Raw genomic sequence first — 18,085 nt, 5'->3', positions numbered from 1 at the left:
CATGTCGGCGGTTGTCGGGCGGTGTGTGGGTGCAACCACGCCGCGATCCGTTATGTTTATGTAATGAACGCAAGCCGCTCCGCGCCTGGGTCGCAGACTTCGCTGCGCGAAGCCAATCGTGCGCGCGTTCTGGGGGTTGTCCGGCAGCACGGTCCGTTGACGCAGGTCGAGATCGCGGCCGCGTCCGGATTGTCGGCCGCGACCGTGTCGAACATGGTGCGCGAGCTCGACCAGGCCGGCATGGTCGGGCTGTCGCGCAGCATTCGCAACGGACGTCGCGCCGTACTGGTGAGCCTTGCGTCTGGTGGTGGATTGTTGGCTGGGGTTGCGTTTGGGGAGCGGGACGTCCGGGTCGCGATCGCGGACGAGTCTCGCGAGATTCTCGCGCAGCAGTCGATGCCGCTGCAGGCTGATCACGCGGCCGATGACGGGATGGAGCGGGTGGCGCGACTGCTGGCCGACTTGTCCGAGACCGTCAGTTCCGGGGTCGAGGAGATTGCCGCGATCGGGTTCGGGCTGCCGACACCGGTCGACTCAGTGAGTCATCAGGCCGGGTCTGACGCCGTACTGCCGGGTTGGCGTGGAGTGAATGTCGCCGAGGCGATGACCGGCTATCTGCGTGCACCCGTTGCCCTCGACAACACCGCGAATCTCGCGGCCCTCGGGGAGCTGCGGAACGGCGCACTGCAAGGGGTTCAGAACGGTTGCTACCTGAAGTTCTCGTACGGCGTCGGCGCCGGCATCGTCCTGAACGGCGAGATCTTCCGCGGCTCGGCCGGTACGGCGGGCGAGATCGGGCACGTGACGATCGACGAGAACGGGCCGATCTGCCGCTGTGGTAACCGTGGTTGCCTGGACACGTTCGTCGGATCCCGGGCGCTGATCAGCAGCCTGGCCGCCTCGCACGGACCGCTTCGGCTCAAGGACATCGTGCACCGGGCACTGGCGGACGACGTCGGCTGCCGCCGGGCGATCGAGGATGCCGGCCGCCGGGTCGGAGTCGCCGTGGCCGGGCTGGTCAACCTGCTGAACCCTGAGGTGATCGTGGTCGGCGGTCTGCTCGCCGAGGCCGGCGACCTGGTCCTGCTCCCCCTTCGGGAGGCACTCGACCGGTGCGCGATCCCGAGCGCGGCCGCTACCGTCGAGCTCCGACCGGCTGCACTGGGTGACGAAGCCGACGTACTCGGAGCCATTCATCTCGCGTCGCTGCTCAGTCACAGTCACGCCACGCAGTCACTGGTGAATTAGACAGTCGCGTAACAACGATATGTCTATTTCTTGAATTCAAGTCTTGACGTCAAAGCCGGGATGGGTCTTGACTTCGGTCAGGCCTACTCGGGCCTTCACGTCAAGGAGTCGCATATGTCCGTGTCAGTACCTCGTCTCGTCGGCCTCGGCCTCGCCGTCTCGGCCCTTGCCGTCTCGCTGGTTGCCTGTGGCTCCGACGACGGCGGCTCCGGGAGCGGTTCGAAGAGCGGCGGCAAGAAGATCGCCCTGCTCCTCCCCGAGTCCAAGACCACCCGGTACGAGGCCCTCGACCGGCCGCTGTTCACCGAGGCCCTGAAGGCGGCCTGCGCGGACTGCGAGCTGATCTACAGCAACGCCGACCAGGACCCGGCCAAGCAGCAACAGCAGGCCGAGGCCGCGCTCACCCAGGGTGCGAACGTGCTCGTCCTGGACCCGGTGGACGGCAAGGCCGCCGCCGCGGTCGTCGCCTCGGCCAAGGGCCAGAGCGTCCCGGTGATCGCCTACGACCGGTTCATCGAGGGCGCCAACTACTACGTCTCGTTCGAGAACGAGGCCGTCGGCAAGCTGCAGGCGCAGACCCTGGTGGACACCCTGAAGGCGGCCGGCAAGACCTCCGGCAACCTGGCCATGATCAACGGTTCGCCGACCGACCCGAACGCCGCCGACTTCAAGAAGGGCGCGCACAGCGTGCTCGACTCCAGCGGTTTCAAGATCGCCGCCGAGTTCGACACCCCGGACTGGAGCCCGGACAAGGCCCAGGCCTGGATGGAAGGCCAGCTCAGCGCCATCAAGAACGGTCTGGTCGGCGTGTACGCGGCCAACGACGGTACGGCGGGCGGCGCCATCGCAGCGCTCAAGGGTGGCGGCGTGACCCCGCTGCCGCCGGTCACCGGTCAGGACTCGGAACTCGCCGCGATCCAGCGGATCGTCTCCGGCGACCAGGCGATGACCATCTACAAGGCCGTCAAGCCGCAGGCCGAGGCCGCCGCGAAGGCTGCCGTCGCCCTGGCCGGCGGCGGCAAGGCCGAGTCGACCGGTGACTTCAAGGGCGTCCCCTCGACGATCCTCGACCCGGTCGCCGTGACCAAGGCGAACATCAAGGACACCGTCGTCAAGGACGGCATCTACAAGGTGACCGACATCTGCACCGCGTCGTTCCAGGCCGCCTGCACCGCGGCCGGCCTGAGCTGACCCCCGCCGCCGGTTCCGCCCCGAGTGAGGTCGAGGCGGAACCGGCGTCGGATGTTTGTTCGTTGCCTTGTCGCCCTACCCCGACAGCGCCCACGCCGGGATCATGGGCAGAACGAAGCCTCAGGAGGCTGATCGAGTGACTGTCATTCCCACCCCCGCCCCGCCCGGCACCTCGACGGTGCTGGCGCTGCGGGGCATCTCCAAGCGGTTCGGGGCCGTGCAGGCCCTGAAGAACATCGAGCTCGACGTCCGCGCCGGTGAGGTGCTCGCCCTGGTCGGCGACAACGGCGCCGGTAAGTCGACGCTGGTGAAGACGATCGCCGGGGTCTACACCGCCGACGACGGCACCATGGTGTTCGACGGCAAGGAGGTGCGGGTCGGGAGCCCGGCAGAGGCTCAGCAGCTCGGCATCGCCACCGTCTTCCAGGACCTCGCCCTGTGCGACAACCTGGACGTCGTCGCGAACCTCTACCTCGGCCGCGAACTGCGCAAGGGCCGGGTGCTGGACGAGATCGAAATGGAGCGTTCCTCCTGGCAGCTGCTCCGGCAGTTGTCGGCCAAGATCCCCTCGGTGCGGATCCCGGTGGCCAGCCTCTCTGGCGGCCAGCGGCAGACCGTCGCGATCGCCCGCAGCCTGCTCGGCGATCCGAAGGTCGTGATGCTCGACGAGCCGACCGCGGCACTCGGGGTCGCCCAGACCGCCGAGGTGCTGAACCTCGTCGAGCGGCTGCGCGAACGCGGTCTCGCGGTCATCCTGATCAGCCACAACATGGCCGACGTGATGGCGGTGGCCGACCGGGTCGCCGTACTGCGTCTGGGCCGTAACAACGGCGTCTTCCAGGTCAGCGAGACCAAGAGCCAGGACATCATCGCCGCGATCACCGGCGCGACCGACAATGCCGTCTCCGAGCGCGCGGCGCGCCGGACGCGGGAGGAGGGCTCGGCATCATGACCGTGCACGGATCCGAGACCCGGCCGCAGGACTCCAACGGCAACGGCGACGCGGCCGTCACCGCGGACCAGCTGCCCGCCGACCTGCAGGACGAGCGCCTGATCGCCAGCCGTGGCGTCAGCGGCGCGATCTCCGCCTTCACCAGCCGGCTGCGCTCCGGCGACCTGGGTTCGGTCCCGGTGGTGATCGGCCTGATCATCATCTGGGCGGTCTTCCAGATCGCCAACGGCTCGTTCCTGTCCAGCCGCAACCTGGTCAACCTGACCCTGCAGACCACCTCGATCGGGGTCATTGCCCTCGGCATCGTTCTGGTCCTGCTGCTCGGCGAGATCGACCTGTCCGTCGGTTCGGTGAGCGGCCTGGCCGCGGCCGTCCTCGGCGTCACTTTCGTCAACCAGGGCTGGCCGTTGGTGATCTCCTTGATCATCTCCGTCGTGCTCGGGCTGGTAATCGGCCTGTTCTACGGAGCGCTCTTCACCAGGTTCGGTGTGCCGAGCTTCGTGATCACGCTGGCCGGTCTGCTCGGCTTCCTCGGCCTGCAACTACTGGTTCTCGGCAAGGAAGGCACCCTGAACTTCCCGTTCGACTCGGCCTTGGTCGGCTTCGCCGCCCGCAGCTTCCTACCGCCGGCCCTGTCGTACGGCCTGATCGCCGTCGTCGTCGTGGCCTACGTGCTCACCCGCCTCCGCGCCCGCGGCGCCCGGCTCGCCGCCGGCCTGTCCGCCGCCCCGCACTCGATGATCGCCATCAAGGCCGTCGCCCTGGCCGCCGTACTGGCGATCCCAGCGATCATCCTGAACGGCGACCGCGGCGTCTCGTCGATGTTCCTGCTCTTCCTGGCCCTCGTCGTCGTCACCGACTTCGCCATCCGCCGAACCCGCTGGGGCCGCTCGGTCGTCGCGGTCGGCGGCAACGTCGAAGGCGCCCGCCGCGCCGGAATCAACGTCCGGATGATCTACCTGTCCGTCTTCGCCGCCTGCTCCACCTTCGCCGCCGTCGGCGGCATCCTCGCCGCCGCCCGCCTGGTCGCCGTCGGCCAGAGCAGCGGTGGCACCGACACCAACCTGAACGCGATCGCAGCCGCCGTCATCGGCGGCACCAGCCTCTTCGGCGGCCGCGGCTCGGCGTACTCCGCCCTCCTCGGCGCCTTCGTCATCATGTCGATCCAGAACGGCCTGGCCCTGCTCAGCCTCGACTCCAGCGTCCGCTACGTAGTCACCGCCGGCGTCCTCCTGATCGCCGTCACCATCGACTCCCTCAGCCGCCGCAGCCGCCAAGCCCACGGCCGAGCCTAACCACCCCCAGACCCGGTGGGCCCCCTCCTGACCCCCTGCGCGGCGGGGGCCCACCGGTTCCAACCTCAGGCATCCGGCTACGGCTGGACCTCCAAGGAGGGCCAAACAAGTAGACCCCCTGCCCGGTAGGCAGGGGGTCTTTTTGCTTGCAGGTCAGGCGATCTCGGCGACGAGGTCGACCTTTGGCTCCGCGAAGTGGCACGCTGCGGCGTGGCCGGGAGCTGACTGCGGCTTGCCCTCGAGCTTCGGCTCCTGCGTTGCGCAGATGTCCTCGGCCTTCCAGCAGCGGGTGCGGAAACGGCAGCCGCTCGGCGGGTCGATCGGCGAGGGTACGTCGCCGACCAGCCGGATCCGTTCCTTCGGCGGTACGCCGCGGATCGTGCCGAGGTCGGGAGCCGCGGACAGCAGCGCCTGGGTGTAGGGGTGCTGCGGGGCGCCGTAGATCTGCTCGCGCGGGCCCTGCTCGACGATCTTGCCCAGGTACATCACTGCGACCTCGTCACAGAAGTGACGGACCACGCCGAGGTCGTGCGCGATGAACACGAAGGCGATCCCGAGGTCACGCCGCAGGTCCTCGAGCAGGTTCATCACCTGGGCCTGGATGGACACGTCGAGCGCGGAGACCGGCTCGTCGGCGATGATCACCTCGGGCTCGACCGCCAGCGCCCGGGCGATCCCGATGCGCTGCCGCTGACCGCCCGAGAACTCGTTCGGGTAGCGGTTGTGGTGCTCGGGGTTCAGGCCGACCCGCTCCAGGAGCTCCTGGACCCGGCCGAGCTCCTCGCCCTTCTTGACCAGCTTGTGCACGCGCAACGGCGTACTGATGATGTTGCTGACCGTCTGGCGCGGGTTCAGCGAGCTGTAGGGGTCCTGGAAGACGATCTGCAGCTGGCGGCGGAACGGGCGCAGTTCGCGCTCCTTCAGCCGGGCGATGTCGGTGCCCTTGAAGTTGATCTCACCCGAGGTGGGGGTGAGCAGCCGGGTGATCATCCGGCCGGTGGTGGACTTGCCACATCCGGACTCGCCGACCAGGCCGAGGCTCTGCCCCGCCTTGAGGTCGAAGCTGACCCCGTCGACGGCCTGGACGACCTTCTTCGTCCGGCCCAGGCCGGCGGCTTCCTTGATCGGGAAGTGCATCTTCAGGTCGCGGACCCGAAGCAGCGTCTCGCCCTGAGCGGCCGGCTGGTCGATCGGACGTACTGTGTCGCTCATCTGTCTCCTCAGTCCGCTCGTCAGCTCAGTCTCGGCAGGACTTCGGTCTCGTAGATCGAGGCCTTGTCGTGCAGGTGACAACGGGACGTGTGGGCTCCGGCGCCGTCGACCGGCAGCAGCTCGGGCAGTTCGGTGGTGCAGCGCTCACCCTTGACGCGGTCCTTGTACGGGCAGCGCGGGTTGAACGAGCAGCCGCTCGGCAGGTTCAGCAGGCTCGGCGGCAGACCCTTGATCGGGCGCAGCTTCTCACTCGCCGCCGACACCGTCGGGATCGACTCGAGCAGGCCCCAGGTGTAGGGCATCCGCGGGTTCGCCAGCACGTCCTCGGCCGTCCCGTACTCGACGCAGCGACCGGCGTACATGACCAGTACGTCGTCCGCCATCTCGGCCACCACACCCAGGTCGTGGGTGATCAGGACGATCGCCGAACCGAACTCCTTCTGCAGGTTGTTCAGCAGGTCCAGGATCTGCGCCTGGACGGTGACGTCGAGCGCGGTGGTCGGCTCGTCGGCGATGATCAGCTTCGGGTCGTTGACCAGACCCATCGCGATCATCGCGCGCTGCCGCATACCACCGGAGAACTCGTGCGGGTACTGACCGAAGCGCCGTACCGGGTTAGGGATGCCGACCAGGTCGAGCATCTCCAGGGCGCGCTTCTTGGCGACGTCCTTGGAGACCTTGTGGTGCACCCGGTAGGCCTCGGAGATCTGGTTGCCGACCGTGTAGAGCGGGTGCAGCGAGGACTGCGGGTCCTGGAAGACCATCGCGACCGCGTCACCGCGGATCTTCATCAGGTCGTTCTCGGACAGGCCGATCAGCTCGTCACCGCCGAGCTTGATCGATCCGGTGATCTGGGTGCGCTTGCGGTCGTGCAGGCCCATCACGGCCATGCTGGAGACCGACTTGCCGGAGCCGGACTCACCGACGATCGACAGCGTGCGGCCGAGCGGTACCGAGTAGCTCAGTCCGTTCACCGCGCTGACGATGCCGTCGGCGGTCGGGAACTTGACCGTCAGGTCCTCGACCACGAGGTACGGCGTCTCGCCGCTGGGGTTCATGAGGCCGGCACGGCGCTCACGGGTCGCGACCGACGGGCCGCGCTTGGCCGCTGCCGCCGCCGCGGCCGGCTGCTCGCCTGCGTTCTCGGCCATGCTGTCCTTCCGGTCTTCTGGGGCGGGAGTGGTCACGAAAGCCTCACCCGCGGGTCGATCAGGCTGTAGCCGATATCCACGATGAAGTTCATCGTCACCAGCACCACGGAGGCGACCAGCACTGTCCCCATGATGACGGGCAGGTCATAGGTCTCCAAGCTCTGCAGGACCAGGTTGCCCAGGCCGGGCAGGTCGAAGATCCGCTCGGTGAAGATCGCGCCGGCCAGACTGCCCGCGACATCCAGACCGAAGATCGTGATGACCGGGATCATGCCCGAGCGCAGCGCGTGCTTGTAGGTCACCTTCCGGTCCGACAGGCCCTTGGCCCGCGCCGTCCGGATGTAGTCCTCACTCAGGGTCTCCACCATCGAGCCCCGCGAGTACCGCGCGTACGCCGTGCAGTTGTAGATGCCCAGCACCAGCCAGGGCGTGAGCAGCCCGGCCGCCCACTTGCCCGCGTTGTCCGTGATCGGCGTGTATCCGCCACGAGGCAGGATCGGGTACAGGATCGTGAAGTACAGCGAGATCATCAGCGCCACGATGTAGTACGGCACCGAACTGAGGATCAGGGTGCTGCTCATCAGCGCCCGGTCGCCCAGCGTCCCGCGTCGCTTCGCAGCCATCGAGCCTACGAAGACACCGATCGTCAGAACCAGTACGGCGTACCCGGCGACCAGCGACACCGTGACCGGCAGCCGGTCCTTCAGCATCTGCGTGACCGGCCGGTCGTTCTTGAAGGAGTACCCCAGGCAGGGTGCTTTGCAGTCCTGCACGACGCCAGACGTCTCGAAGGTCCGCCCGGCGAAAATGCCCGCGGTGTACTCCGCGAACTGCTGCACCTTGGGCTGGTCCAGGTGCAGGTTCTTCTTGATCTCGTTGTATCGCTCCTGGGTGCAGTTGCGATCACCACAGATCGCGGCGGCCGGGTCGGTCGGCGCGACGAAGAACAGCGCGAAGGTCGCGATCAGCGTGACCAACACGACACTGAGCGCGCTGACCAGGCGGCGCGCCACGAAGTAGAGCACGAGGTGTCTCCTCACCGAGGGGGGTGGTGACCGGCTGGAAGGCCGGTCACCACCCCTGCTTACTCAGATCAAGCGAGATCCGTCAGCGAACCGGTTACGGCTGCTTCAGGTACAGCGACGTGAACTCGGGCATGCCCTGCGTCATGTCGTTGACAGCGTGACCGATGTTCTTACCGACCGGGAAGGCACTCGCCGAGTAGTACAGCGGAACCAGCGGCAGGTGATCCTGCAGGATCTTCTTGTCGATCTTCGACCATTCCTTCAGCTGCGCGTTCGGGTCGAGGTCGGCCACCCGGTCGATCTCGGCGTCCAGCGCCTTGTCCTGCAGCTGACCGATGCTGTTGCCCAGCTCGATCGCGTCGGACTTGAACAGCACCGGGAACCAGCTGGTACCCGACGGCCAGTCCGAGCACCATCCGGCCGGGGTCTTGCCCAGGTTGACCGGAGCGTTCTGGTCACCGGTCAGGGTCCGGATCTTGGCCTTCGGCACACCGGTGGCCTTGACCTTGAAGCCGGCCTTCTCGAAGACCTGCGTGCGCAGCTGGTTGACCTGCGTCGCGATCGGGTCGTCGTTGGAGAAGTACCAGGACAGTTCGAAGTTGGACTTGCCCAGCTTCTCCAGCTCCGACTTCACCTCGGCCGCGACGGCCGGGTCCTCGGCGCCCTTACCGGTACCGACGAGGCCCGGCAGTTCGTACTTCTCGTAGCCCGGAACGGCCGGCGGCAGGATCGTCGAGGCCGGGAACGAGCTGTCCGGAGCCTGGCCGGAAACCTTGCGCCAGGAGTCGAACGGGTACGCCTTGGCGATCAGCCTGCGGACCTCGAGCGGAATCTTCCGGGTGTCCATCGGCCAGGTGATGGTGCACGGGCCGGGGCCCTTGACCAGCTGGCTCGGGTCCTTCAGCTCCGGGTAGAGGCTGACGTCCAGGTTGCTGTAGTTCAGCGCGCTGGCGTCCGGTCCGGCCGAGGCCAGGACCTGCCGCTGCACCTTGATGGTGTCCTGAGCGAACTTGAAGTCGAACTTGTCCGGGTACTGGTAACGCACCGGGTCGCTGTTCGGGTCCCAGTTCGGGTTCTTCGTCAGCTTGAGCTGGCTGCCCGCGGTGTACGACTCGACCTGGTACGGGCCGGTCGTCATCGGGTGCTGCTCGTAGTTCTTCTTGGTGTCCTTCGACTGCGGGATCGGCGTGAACATCGGGAACGCCGCGTAGTACGGAAGGTCGTTGAACTTCTTGTCCAGCTTGATGATCAGCGTGCTCTCGTCCGGCGTCTCGACACCGGCGTAGTTCTCGCCACCCGCGACGTACGGGCCCTTGTACTTGCCGCCGTCCTTGAAGAACTGCAGCTGGTACGTCGGTCCGGCGTCGTACAGGTCGTGCGCGAAGGAGCGCTTGATCGCGTACGCGTAGTCGGCAGCCTTGACCGGCGTGCCGTCCATGTACTTGATGCCCTGCTTGAGCTTGAACGTCCAGGTCAGGCCGTCGGCCGACGGCGTACCCAGGTCCTCGGCGAGGTCGGGCACCAGGATCGGCTTGCCGGTCTTCTCGTCGAGCTTGTACTGGGTCAGCGCCCGGTACATCAGCTTGCCGATCTGGTTACCGTCGACGTAGTACGTGTTCGTCGGGTCGAAGGTGTCCGGCGTAACGTCCGAGAGGACAGTGATGGTGCCGCCGGACTTGGCGCCCTCGATCGGCTTCGCCGGGCCCTTGGCTGTCGGGTCGGTCGCCTTCTCCTGCGCGCCGCCTACGTTGCCGCCGCCTTGGTTGCTACCGCTGTTCGACGACGGGCTGCCGCAGGCCACGGCGGCCAGCATGACCGTCGCCGCCACCGCGGTGATCCGTTTCCACTGCATGGTTGTGTTTCTCCTTTTCTGCCGCTCGGGGCAACGCCGGGCTACCGGCGGGTCTTCGGGTCGAAGGCGTCGCGGACCGCGTCTCCCAGCAGCGCGAGTGCGAGCACCAGAATGGTGATGCCCAGCACCGGCAGCCAGAGGTAGATCGGGTCGGCCTTGAACCAGTTCGTGGCGGTGGCGATCGTCTGGCCCCAGGACGGGACGGGCTCGATCAGGCCAACACCGAGGAACGACAATCCGGCTTCCGCTGTTACGTACGCCGGGAGCGCCAGCGAGGCCGAGATGACGATGGGAGCCACCAGGTTCGGCAGCAGTTCCTTGAACAGCACTTGCCGCGTCGGCACCCCGATGGCCTTGGCAGCGAGCACGAACTCGCGTTCGCGCAGGGACAGCACCTCGCCCCGGATGATCCGGGCCAGGCCGGCCCAGCCGAAGAACGACAGCACGAAGATCAGCACGAAGAATCTGATCTGTGCCTGCTCGGCCGGCGTCAGGTTGAACGAACCGCCGCGCAGCTGCTCGACGATCGGCACCATCGCAATCGCGAAGAGCAGGTACGGCAGGCTCAGCACGAAGTCGATGACCCAGGAGATGACCCGGTCGACCCAGCCGCCGAGGAAGCCGGCCAGCAGACCCATCACGACACCGACGACGGTGCCGAAGATGGTCGCGACGAACGCGACGATCAGCGACGGCCGGGCGCCGTACACCCAGCGGGCGAAGTTGTCGCGACCGGTCTTCGGCTCGACGCCGAACCAGTGCGCGGAGTTCGGGCCGTTGACCGGGAAGCCGTAAGCGTCGACCAGGTCAGGGTGGAAGGTGCCGATGTCGGAGCCTTCGAGCTTGGTCAGCAACGGCGCGAAGATCGCGAGCAGGATGAACAGCAACACGATGACCGCACAGGTGATCGCGACCTTGTCCTTGCGGAGCCGGTCCATCGCGATCCGGGTCGGCGACTTACCGTGCGCGACACCTTTGGCCCGCTCGGGCTCCGCAGAGGCCGGGTGGTCCTCGATCCCAACGGTCGAGTCTGGTGACCCAATGCTCATTCGCGCTCCGTCAGCTCTGTCAGCCGGTTGATGGTGGTCAAAAGTCCGGCGCCGGTCTGTAGATCGTGCCGCACATTCGCTCGCTGGAAGGGCCTGCGTCAAATCCCCTTGACACCGGCTAAACCCCCCAGCCGCGCGCTAGCCTGCCTGACACTGTGACACCAAACCAGCGGTGCTCGACAGCAGTGCACAAATCGTTACCGGAACGGGTACTTGACCGGAACATTTGCCCCCAACGGTCACTGTTCGCAGTCGATCCTTCGCGAAACGCGTCGGCACAGCACCGACAGTGGCCAATTTGTGCCACAAAATAACAGAATGTAACAATTCCGGCCGGTCTGGGCGATCTTCGTCCGGCAGTCCTGCGCCAGCCCCATCAGGGCCTGATCAGCTGGTCCGGGAGGGCAGTCCGAGCAGCTTCCGCTGGCGCTCCACCTCGAAGCGCGACAGGTCGGTCGAAGCGATCTGCAGAGCCCGGCCGAGCTCCCGCCGGGCCCGGTCCAGCTCACCTCGGGCAACGGCCAGCCGGGCCCATCCGACGGCGTTGGCGATCTCCCCCGATTCGTCCCGGTGCCTGCTGAAGAGATCCGCAGCGACGCCGAGCACCCGCTCCGCGTCATCCAGCCCGCCTGCCGCGACCATCGCCGTTCCCGCGCAGTTCTCGACGTACGCGAGACCGAGGTTGTCGCCCAGCCGCTCGACGATCTCGCGCGCCTGGCCCACGACGTCGTACAGCTCGTCGAGGTGCTCCGCACCCAGCCCAGGACTGTCGAGCAGGCACTTCGCGAGATGCACCAGCCGGATGGCGTGCAACCGGTTCCCCGGCTTGTCGAGGGCGAGGACTTCGCGCAGATCCGCCTGGGCCTCGGCATTCCGCCCGAGCCACTGCAGGGTGACGCCGCGCGTACTCAATGCGCGAGCCGTCGACGATGCCGCCTCCGGGATCGCACCTGCCAGCGCAAGCATCTCGTCGACCATCTCCAGCGTGCGGTCGAAGTCGGTCCGCAACTGTGCGCCCCAGGCAACCTGCTCCAGCGCCCGGTTCCGGAGCTCGACGTTGCCGGAGCGAACCGCCGAGTCGAGCGATTGCTCGGCCAACTGCACCAGCGCGTCCGGCGGCGCCCCGCTCTGGGCGTGCACCACCCACAGGCTCCGGTCCAGGTCCGCCTCGAGGTCGACGTCGCCGGAATGCGCCGTCGCGTCGCGCGCAACCTGCAGAACCGAGATCCACATCTCGCGGAGGTCGCGGACGGCAAGGAACCCCTTGAACCGCAGCGCGAGCAAACCCGCCGTCCGGGGCGCAACCCGAGCAGCCAGCAGAACAGCCGCATGGACTACTGGTGCCTCGACATCGAGCCAGGGCGATCCCGCGACAGCAGCCGCGACAGTCCCGCGCAGCAGCCGCTCCTCCCCCACGTCGACGACCACGCTGGTCGCCATCGCATGGTCGATGCTCCCGTCGGCAGTCGCCACGAGCCGCAGGACAGTCTCGACGTACCGCAACTCGACCGCGGTCCGCTCCTCCACGCTTTGGAGCAACTCGACCGCAAACGCGCGGACGAGGCCGTGGACGCCGTAGCGGGGTGGGGTTAGGCGGCGGAGCTGGATGAGGCCTAGGGCTGCCAGGTTTTCGAGTACGGCGGCAGCGGTCGGCTCGTCGGTGTTGAGGAGTGGGGCGGCGACCCAGGGGGCGAACTCGTCGGCGCCGACGAGAGCCAGGTGGGCGAAGAGGCGGCGGGCCTCGGTGGTTGCTGTGCTGAGGGTTAGGTCCAGGCTGGCTCGGACGGCTCGGTCGCCGGCTACTAGGTAGTCGAGGCGTTGGGACTCGTCGGCGAGGGTTTGGACTACCTCGGCCACGTCTTCGCGGATGAGGGCTAGGCGGGCGCCGACGATGCGGAGGGCTAGTGGGAGGCCGGCGCAGTGGGGAACGACCTCGGCCACCCGCGCCGATCCCAGGCCGGAGACTGCGCCTAGGAGCTCGGCGCTGGTCTCGTCGGAGAGGGGGCGGAGTTCTCGGTGGGTGGCGTCTTCGAGGCCGAGCATGGGGCGGCGGGAGGTGATGATGACTGCGCCACCGGCAGGGAGCAGCGGTCTGAGTTGGCCGGCGTCTATGGCGTCGTCGAAGACTAGTAGGACCGACTTGTCGGCCAGGCGGCTGCGGAGTAGGGCTGAGCGCTCTTCTAGGGACTCGGGAAGTTCTGAGCCCTCCACGCCGAGTGAACGGAGGAGCTGTCCGAGGACTGTTCGGGGCGGGAGACTCTGCCCGTTCACGTCCTGGAGGCGCGCGAACAGCTGCCCGTCGGGGTACGAATCGGCCAGCTGGTGTCCCAGCCGGACAGCCGCCGCAGACTTGCCGGTGCCGGCTGCGCCATAGAGACAGACAACGGCCGGTACGCCGGTGCGCGCGGGACCGAGGAGTGCCGCCGACAACTCCTCCAGTACGTCATCCCTGCCGATCAGCAGACCCACGTCGGCCGGGAGCTCACGTGGTGCCGCAGAAGGAACGGTGAGGTCGAGTGACGGATCCTGGCGGAGGATCGCGACCTGGAGGTCCCGCATCTCGGCCCCCGGCTCAAGACCGAGCTCTTCGTCCAGACGCCGTACAAGAGCTGTATAGACAGACAGTGCATCGGTCTGACGGCCAGAGCGGTAGAGGGCCAGCATCGAGGCAGCCGCGAACGTCTCGCGGGTTGGCTGGGCGGCTGTGAGGTCGGCCAGGCGTGGGAGGAGCTCTTGGTGGTGGCCTAGGGAGAGCTCTGTGGTCAGCAGCAGCTCCTCGGCCGCCCAGTGCTCTTCTTCTAGGCCACCACACAGGCGCTGCCGGACGTCCTCCGTAGTGACGTCCGCCAGCGCAGGTCCGCGCCAGAGCCCCAGAGCGTCCGTCAGAAGCTTGCTGCGCTGTTCCAGGTCGTCCTGCTGCCGGGCCTGCGCCACGAGCGTCCGGTACTGCTCTATATCGGTGCTACCCAGCGGCGCCTGGATTGCGTACCCCTCGCGCCCACTGGTCAGCTCCACCTCGAGCACAGTGCGCAGCCGGGAGATGTAGACCTGCAGCGCGCGCCGGGGGTTGGTGGGCATCGCGTCCGGCCAGAGCAGCTCCATCAGCCGCTGGGCGGCCACCGCCTTGCCGGGCTCCAGGAGCAGTACGGCGAGCAACAGCCGCTCCTGGCGGCGCTTCAGGGAGACCTGGTCGCTACCCGACCAGATCTGCACCGGACCGAGCAGGCGGAATTCCACTGGCTCATGGTAAGCGCGTGGTAACAGGCCTGCCCAAAGATCTGCCTTACCGCCCCGATAGGAAAGGCATGGCCATGACGCGAGCGTGGGACTGGGGCTGAATCAGCCCTCCCGGACGTTGACGGTGACGAAGGGTGGCTTGACCACGTCGAAGGCCTCCTGACGGCCTCTGATGTCGACGGTCACCTGGTCACCCTCCTTCACCGACGCGTCCAGCAGCGCGAGCGCGATGCCCTTCTTCAGCGACGGCGAGAACGTCCCGGACGTCACCTCTCCCAGTGCGGTCCCGGAGGAGTCCAGCACGGACATGTGCGGTCGCGGGATACCCCGGCCGACGGCCAGCAGGCCGCGGAGGATGCGAGCGGGCCCGGCCTCCTTCTCGGCGCGCAGCGCGGTGTCGCCCCAGAAGTGCTCCTTCTTCCAGCCCACCGCCCAGCCAGACCGTGCCTGCACCGGAGTGATGTCCGGGCTGATGTCCTGACCGTGCAGCGGGTAGCCCATCTCGGTCCGCAGCGTGTCCCGCGCGCCGAGTCCGGCGGGGACGATGCCGTACGGCGCCCCGGCCGCCAGCAGCGCGTCGAACACCGCAACCGCGGCAGCGTTCGGTACGACGAGCTCGTACCCCCGCTCGCCCGTGTAACCGGTCCGGCACACCACAACCGGCGTACCGGCGAAGTCGGCCACTGCAAACGACATGTAGTCGTGGCCGGTCGGCAGACCGATCGCCTCGACCACGTCGTCGCTGTTGGTGCCCTGTACGGCGAGGATCGCGTAGTCGTCGTGGGTGTTCTTCACCACAACCCCGTCCGGCGCATCGGCCTGCAGCAGGCGCACCACCTCGGCGGTGTTCGCGGCGTTCGGGATCAGGAAGACGTCGTCGTCAGCGTGCAGGTAGGCGATCAGGTCGTCGACCACTCCCCCGCGCTCGTTGCAGCACAGCGTGTACTGCGCCTGGCCCGGTGCGATCTTGCCGAGGTCGTTGCTCAGGCACGCGTTCACGTACGCCGCCGCACCGGGGCCGGTGACCGTCGCCTTGCCCAGGTGGCTCACGTCGAAGACGCCCACCGAGCTCCGGACCGCGGTGTGCTCCGCGACCACACCGGAGTACTCCAGTGGCATCTCCCAGCCGCCGAACTCGGCGAACTTGGCGCCGAGCGCGACGTGGCGCTCGTGCAACGGGGACTTCTTGAGTTCTGGCGATCCGGTCATGGAGGGGAAACTACCTGACGCGTAGCATGCGAAGGCAGTATTCACGTACCGTCACGACCGGCAATCTGCGCACCGGTCAAGGAGGACTGAGAATTTCGTGAGCACCATCACCCTGAGCAAGTCCGATGCGGCCGGTGTCAAAACCGACGCGGTCGTCGTCGGCGTCGTCAAACTCGGCGGCGCGGTGACCCTGCCGGCCGGCACCGAGTCGCTCAATGCCGCGTACGGCGGGCAACTGGTGGAGGTGCTGTCCGGACTGGGCGCCACCGGCAAGACCGGTGAGGTGACCAAGGTGCCGGGCCCGAAGCCGGGCAAGTCGGCGAACCTGATCGCCGTCGGCCTGGGCGAGGCCCCCGACGGCACGCTGAAGACCGAGGACCTGCGGATCGCCGCCGGGACCGGTGTCCGGGCCACCAAGCTGACCCAGACGGTCGCGTTCGCCCTGCCGACCCCGGACGCCGAGTGCGTCCGTGCGGTTGCCGAGGGCGCGCTACTCGGCCGCTACGCGTTCACGGCGTACAAGTCGGAGAGCTCGACCGACCAGGCCGGAGCGCTGACCGTGCTGACCGACCTGGCCCGGACCAAGGAGGCCAAGGCGGCGCTGGAGCGCGCCGAGGTCACCGCCGAGGCGATCCGCCTGGTCCGCGACTGGGTGAACACCCCGCCGTCGGACCTGCACCCGGTCGAGTTCGCCGCGCACGCGGTGAAGCTGGGCAAGGACTTCGGCGTCAAGGTCGAGGTGCTCGACGAGAAGGCCCTGGTCAAGGGCGGGTACGGCGGAATCCTCGGCGTCGGCCAGGGTTCCACGAACCCGCCGCGGCTGGTCCGGTTGAGCTACACGCCGAAGAAGCCGGTGACGCACCTGTCGTTCGTCGGCAAGGGCATCACCTTCGACTCCGGCGGTCTCTCGCTGAAGACGGCGAACGGCATGATCAGCATGAAGTCCGACATGGCCGGCGCTGCCGCCGTGATCGGGGCCACGCTGGCGATCGCGAAACTCGGCCTGCCGGTTCAGGTGACGACGTACGCCGCGATGGCGGAGAACATGCCGTCCGGTTCGGCCGCGCGGCCGTCCGACGTACTGACCATGTACGGCGGCAAGACCGTCGAGGTGCTGAACACCGACGCCGAAGGCCGGCTCGTGCTCGGCGACGCCCTGGTGCGCGCGTCCGAGGACCAGCCCGACCTGATCGTGGACGTGGCCACGCTGACCGGCGCCTGTGTCGTTGCCTTGGGCACCAAGGTGGCCGGCGCCTTCGCCAACACCGACAGCGCCCGGGACCGGGTCGTGGACGCCGCGGTCGCGGCCGGTGAGCCGATGTGGCCGCTGCCGATCCCGAGCGAGATGCTCGACAAGCTCAAGGCACACTCGAAGGTCGCCGACCTGGCCAACATCACCGGCGAGCCGTGGGGCGGTGCTCTCGCGGCGGCCGCGTTCCTCGGCGATTTCGTTGCCGACGGCATCGACTGGGTGCACCTGGACGTGGCCGGGCCGGCCTTCAACGACGGCTCCGCCTCCGGCTACACGCCGTCCGGCGGCACCGGGTACGCCGTACGGACGTTGGTCGAGCTTGCCGCGTCAGCCAGCTAGGTAACGGATTTCGAGCATCAGACAGCCGTCGGCCGTGATGTACGGGCCGTGCGGCATCCCTGGCGGCCGACACGCGTAGTCGCGGGGTGGAACGTCTGCTCGAGGGTGAGATCGGTCAGCGATCCCTCGAGCAGATACACCTCCTCGACGTACTCGTGCGTGATCACGTCGGATCCTGACGTCGTACCGGCCGGCCAACGAGCGAGCCGCGTCAGCGTGCCGTCGGGTGCTGTGCTCAGCACCCGCTGCTCGATCCCATCGGCCGTCATCCAAGCGAGGTCGCCGGTCGCGAAGAACTCCCGTTCGTCCTTCACGAGAGGTCAGTCCCAGGCTTCGGCGAGTTGCTCGACGCTGTAGACGATCCGGCTGGTCACGCCGCGCGGATCGGTCAGCTCCACCCGCCAAGCGTCGGCGAACTGGTTGACGCCGGCAATCATCGGGATCGTGCCGCTGAGCAGCACCGTGCCCGGCACCAGGCGGTCGCCGAGCTCCTTGATCCAGTACGACGGGGGCAGCAACTGCGCGAGCGTTCCATCCTGGATGAGCTGCTCGGTGCCCCCGTGTCGGACCCACGCCTTGAGCGTGAACTGATCGAGCTCGCTCTCGATGTCCTTGAGGGGCCACGCGATGTCGCCCAGCACATCCGGAGCGGACTGCTTGCTCCAGGCAACGCCGTGCACCTCGAGCGCCCGGTCGGTGTGGTCGCAGGCCACGGTCAGCAGCAGGTCCTCAGGGGTGTCGCCGACGACCAGCGCCCACTCCGCCTCGCCGGATGTCTTGGCATGCGCGACCTGGACAACCTCCGGCCGGCCCACCAGGGACGCCGACAGCGGATAGAGCGTCGGAATCCGGGTCGGAGCCGGTACGCCGAGCTCGGCCAGCTCGTCGACGTGGTGCTGGACCTGTTCGGTGTCGCGACCGGCATACCCGGCGTTCAGGGCGTAGCGGACGGTAACCTCCCGCTCACCACCGGCGGGTAGGGCGAAGCGCAGCATCTGGAATCCTCCGAATTTTCTGTTCCGGGAGCTTGCGTGAACACGTCGTATACAACGAGTATGGGGCAATCCCCCAAG

14 protein-coding genes are annotated in these 18,085 nt (G+C 67.7%); 5 read left to right on the top strand and 9 right to left on the bottom strand.

What is annotated here, in order from left to right:
- Positions 1–63 precede the first annotated feature (63 nt).
- The 4 genes from ABD231_RS13860 (at position 64) to ABD231_RS13845 (ending at position 4,686) form a co-directional block, all read left to right on the top strand.
- Entirely contained in the window at positions 64–1,248 is a 1,185-nt protein-coding gene (locus ABD231_RS13860) for an ROK family transcriptional regulator (RefSeq protein ID WP_344150289.1), read from the top strand.
- 114 nt (positions 1,249–1,362) lie between these two features.
- Entirely contained in the window at positions 1,363–2,439 is a 1,077-nt protein-coding gene (locus tag ABD231_RS13855) for a substrate-binding domain-containing protein (protein ID WP_344150286.1), read from the top strand.
- 136 nt (positions 2,440–2,575) lie between these two features.
- On the top strand, positions 2,576–3,391 hold the full coding sequence (locus tag ABD231_RS13850; RefSeq protein WP_344150283.1) for an ATP-binding cassette domain-containing protein: 816 nt from the start codon (positions 2,576–2,578) through the stop codon (positions 3,389–3,391).
- Positions 3,388–4,686 carry a sugar ABC transporter permease gene (locus tag ABD231_RS13845; protein ID WP_344150280.1) on the top strand — a complete coding sequence of 433 codons (1,299 nt, stop codon included), beginning with the start codon at positions 3,388–3,390 and terminating at the stop codon, positions 4,684–4,686. The genes ABD231_RS13850 and ABD231_RS13845 overlap by 4 nt, the downstream gene beginning before the upstream one ends.
- A gap of 153 nt (positions 4,687–4,839) precedes the next feature.
- On the opposite strand, the gene ABD231_RS13840 is transcribed toward ABD231_RS13845, so the two are convergent.
- The 7 genes from ABD231_RS13840 to gcvT form a co-directional block, all read right to left on the bottom strand.
- Positions 4,840–5,898 (bottom strand): ABC transporter ATP-binding protein, encoded by a 1,059-nt coding sequence (locus tag ABD231_RS13840; RefSeq protein ID WP_344150277.1) that lies wholly within the window; start codon positions 5,896–5,898, stop codon positions 4,840–4,842.
- A 20-nt stretch (positions 5,899–5,918) separates the two neighbouring features.
- Entirely contained in the window at positions 5,919–7,049 is a 1,131-nt protein-coding gene (locus ABD231_RS13835; protein ID WP_344150274.1) for an ABC transporter ATP-binding protein, read from the bottom strand.
- A gap of 32 nt (positions 7,050–7,081) precedes the next feature.
- The gene (locus tag ABD231_RS13830; protein ID WP_344150271.1) at positions 7,082–8,074 is read right to left on the bottom strand and encodes an ABC transporter permease; all 993 of its coding nucleotides are present in this window, start codon (positions 8,072–8,074) and stop codon (positions 7,082–7,084) included.
- 94 nt (positions 8,075–8,168) lie between these two features.
- Entirely contained in the window at positions 8,169–9,926 is a 1,758-nt protein-coding gene (locus tag ABD231_RS13825) for an ABC transporter substrate-binding protein (RefSeq protein WP_344150268.1), read from the bottom strand.
- Between the two features lie 41 nt (positions 9,927–9,967).
- Positions 9,968–10,975: an ABC transporter permease gene (locus tag ABD231_RS13820; protein WP_344150265.1), complete on the bottom strand. Its 1,008-nt coding sequence runs from the start codon at positions 10,973–10,975 to the stop codon at positions 9,968–9,970.
- Positions 10,976–11,362: 387 nt separating this feature from the next.
- Positions 11,363–14,212 (bottom strand): AfsR/SARP family transcriptional regulator, encoded by a 2,850-nt coding sequence (locus tag ABD231_RS13815; RefSeq protein ID WP_344150262.1) that lies wholly within the window; start codon positions 14,210–14,212, stop codon positions 11,363–11,365.
- A gap of 102 nt (positions 14,213–14,314) precedes the next feature.
- The gene (gene gcvT / locus ABD231_RS13810; protein ID WP_344150259.1) at positions 14,315–15,421 is read right to left on the bottom strand and encodes a glycine cleavage system aminomethyltransferase GcvT; all 1,107 of its coding nucleotides are present in this window, start codon (positions 15,419–15,421) and stop codon (positions 14,315–14,317) included.
- Positions 15,422–15,518: 97 nt separating this feature from the next.
- Here gcvT and ABD231_RS13805 point away from each other — a divergent pair, with 97 nt between their 5' ends.
- On the top strand, positions 15,519–17,012 hold the full coding sequence (locus tag ABD231_RS13805; RefSeq protein WP_344150256.1) for a leucyl aminopeptidase: 1,494 nt from the start codon (positions 15,519–15,521) through the stop codon (positions 17,010–17,012).
- A 17-nt stretch (positions 17,013–17,029) separates the two neighbouring features.
- On the opposite strand, the gene ABD231_RS13800 is transcribed toward ABD231_RS13805, so the two are convergent.
- Both ABD231_RS13800 and ABD231_RS13795 read right to left on the bottom strand, forming a co-directional pair.
- Positions 17,030–17,326, bottom strand: coding sequence for a cupin (locus ABD231_RS13800; RefSeq protein ID WP_344150253.1), 297 nt, complete (start codon positions 17,324–17,326; stop codon positions 17,030–17,032).
- Between the two features lie 6 nt (positions 17,327–17,332).
- The gene (locus tag ABD231_RS13795; RefSeq protein ID WP_344150250.1) at positions 17,333–18,007 is read right to left on the bottom strand and encodes a DUF2848 domain-containing protein; all 675 of its coding nucleotides are present in this window, start codon (positions 18,005–18,007) and stop codon (positions 17,333–17,335) included.
- Positions 18,008–18,085 lie beyond the last annotated feature (78 nt).

It is taken from the genome of Kribbella yunnanensis (assembly GCF_039529655.1).
GTDB classification, from domain to species: domain Bacteria; phylum Actinomycetota; class Actinomycetes; order Propionibacteriales; family Kribbellaceae; genus Kribbella; species Kribbella yunnanensis.
This window is presented reverse-complemented; position numbering and strand designations above follow the sequence as displayed.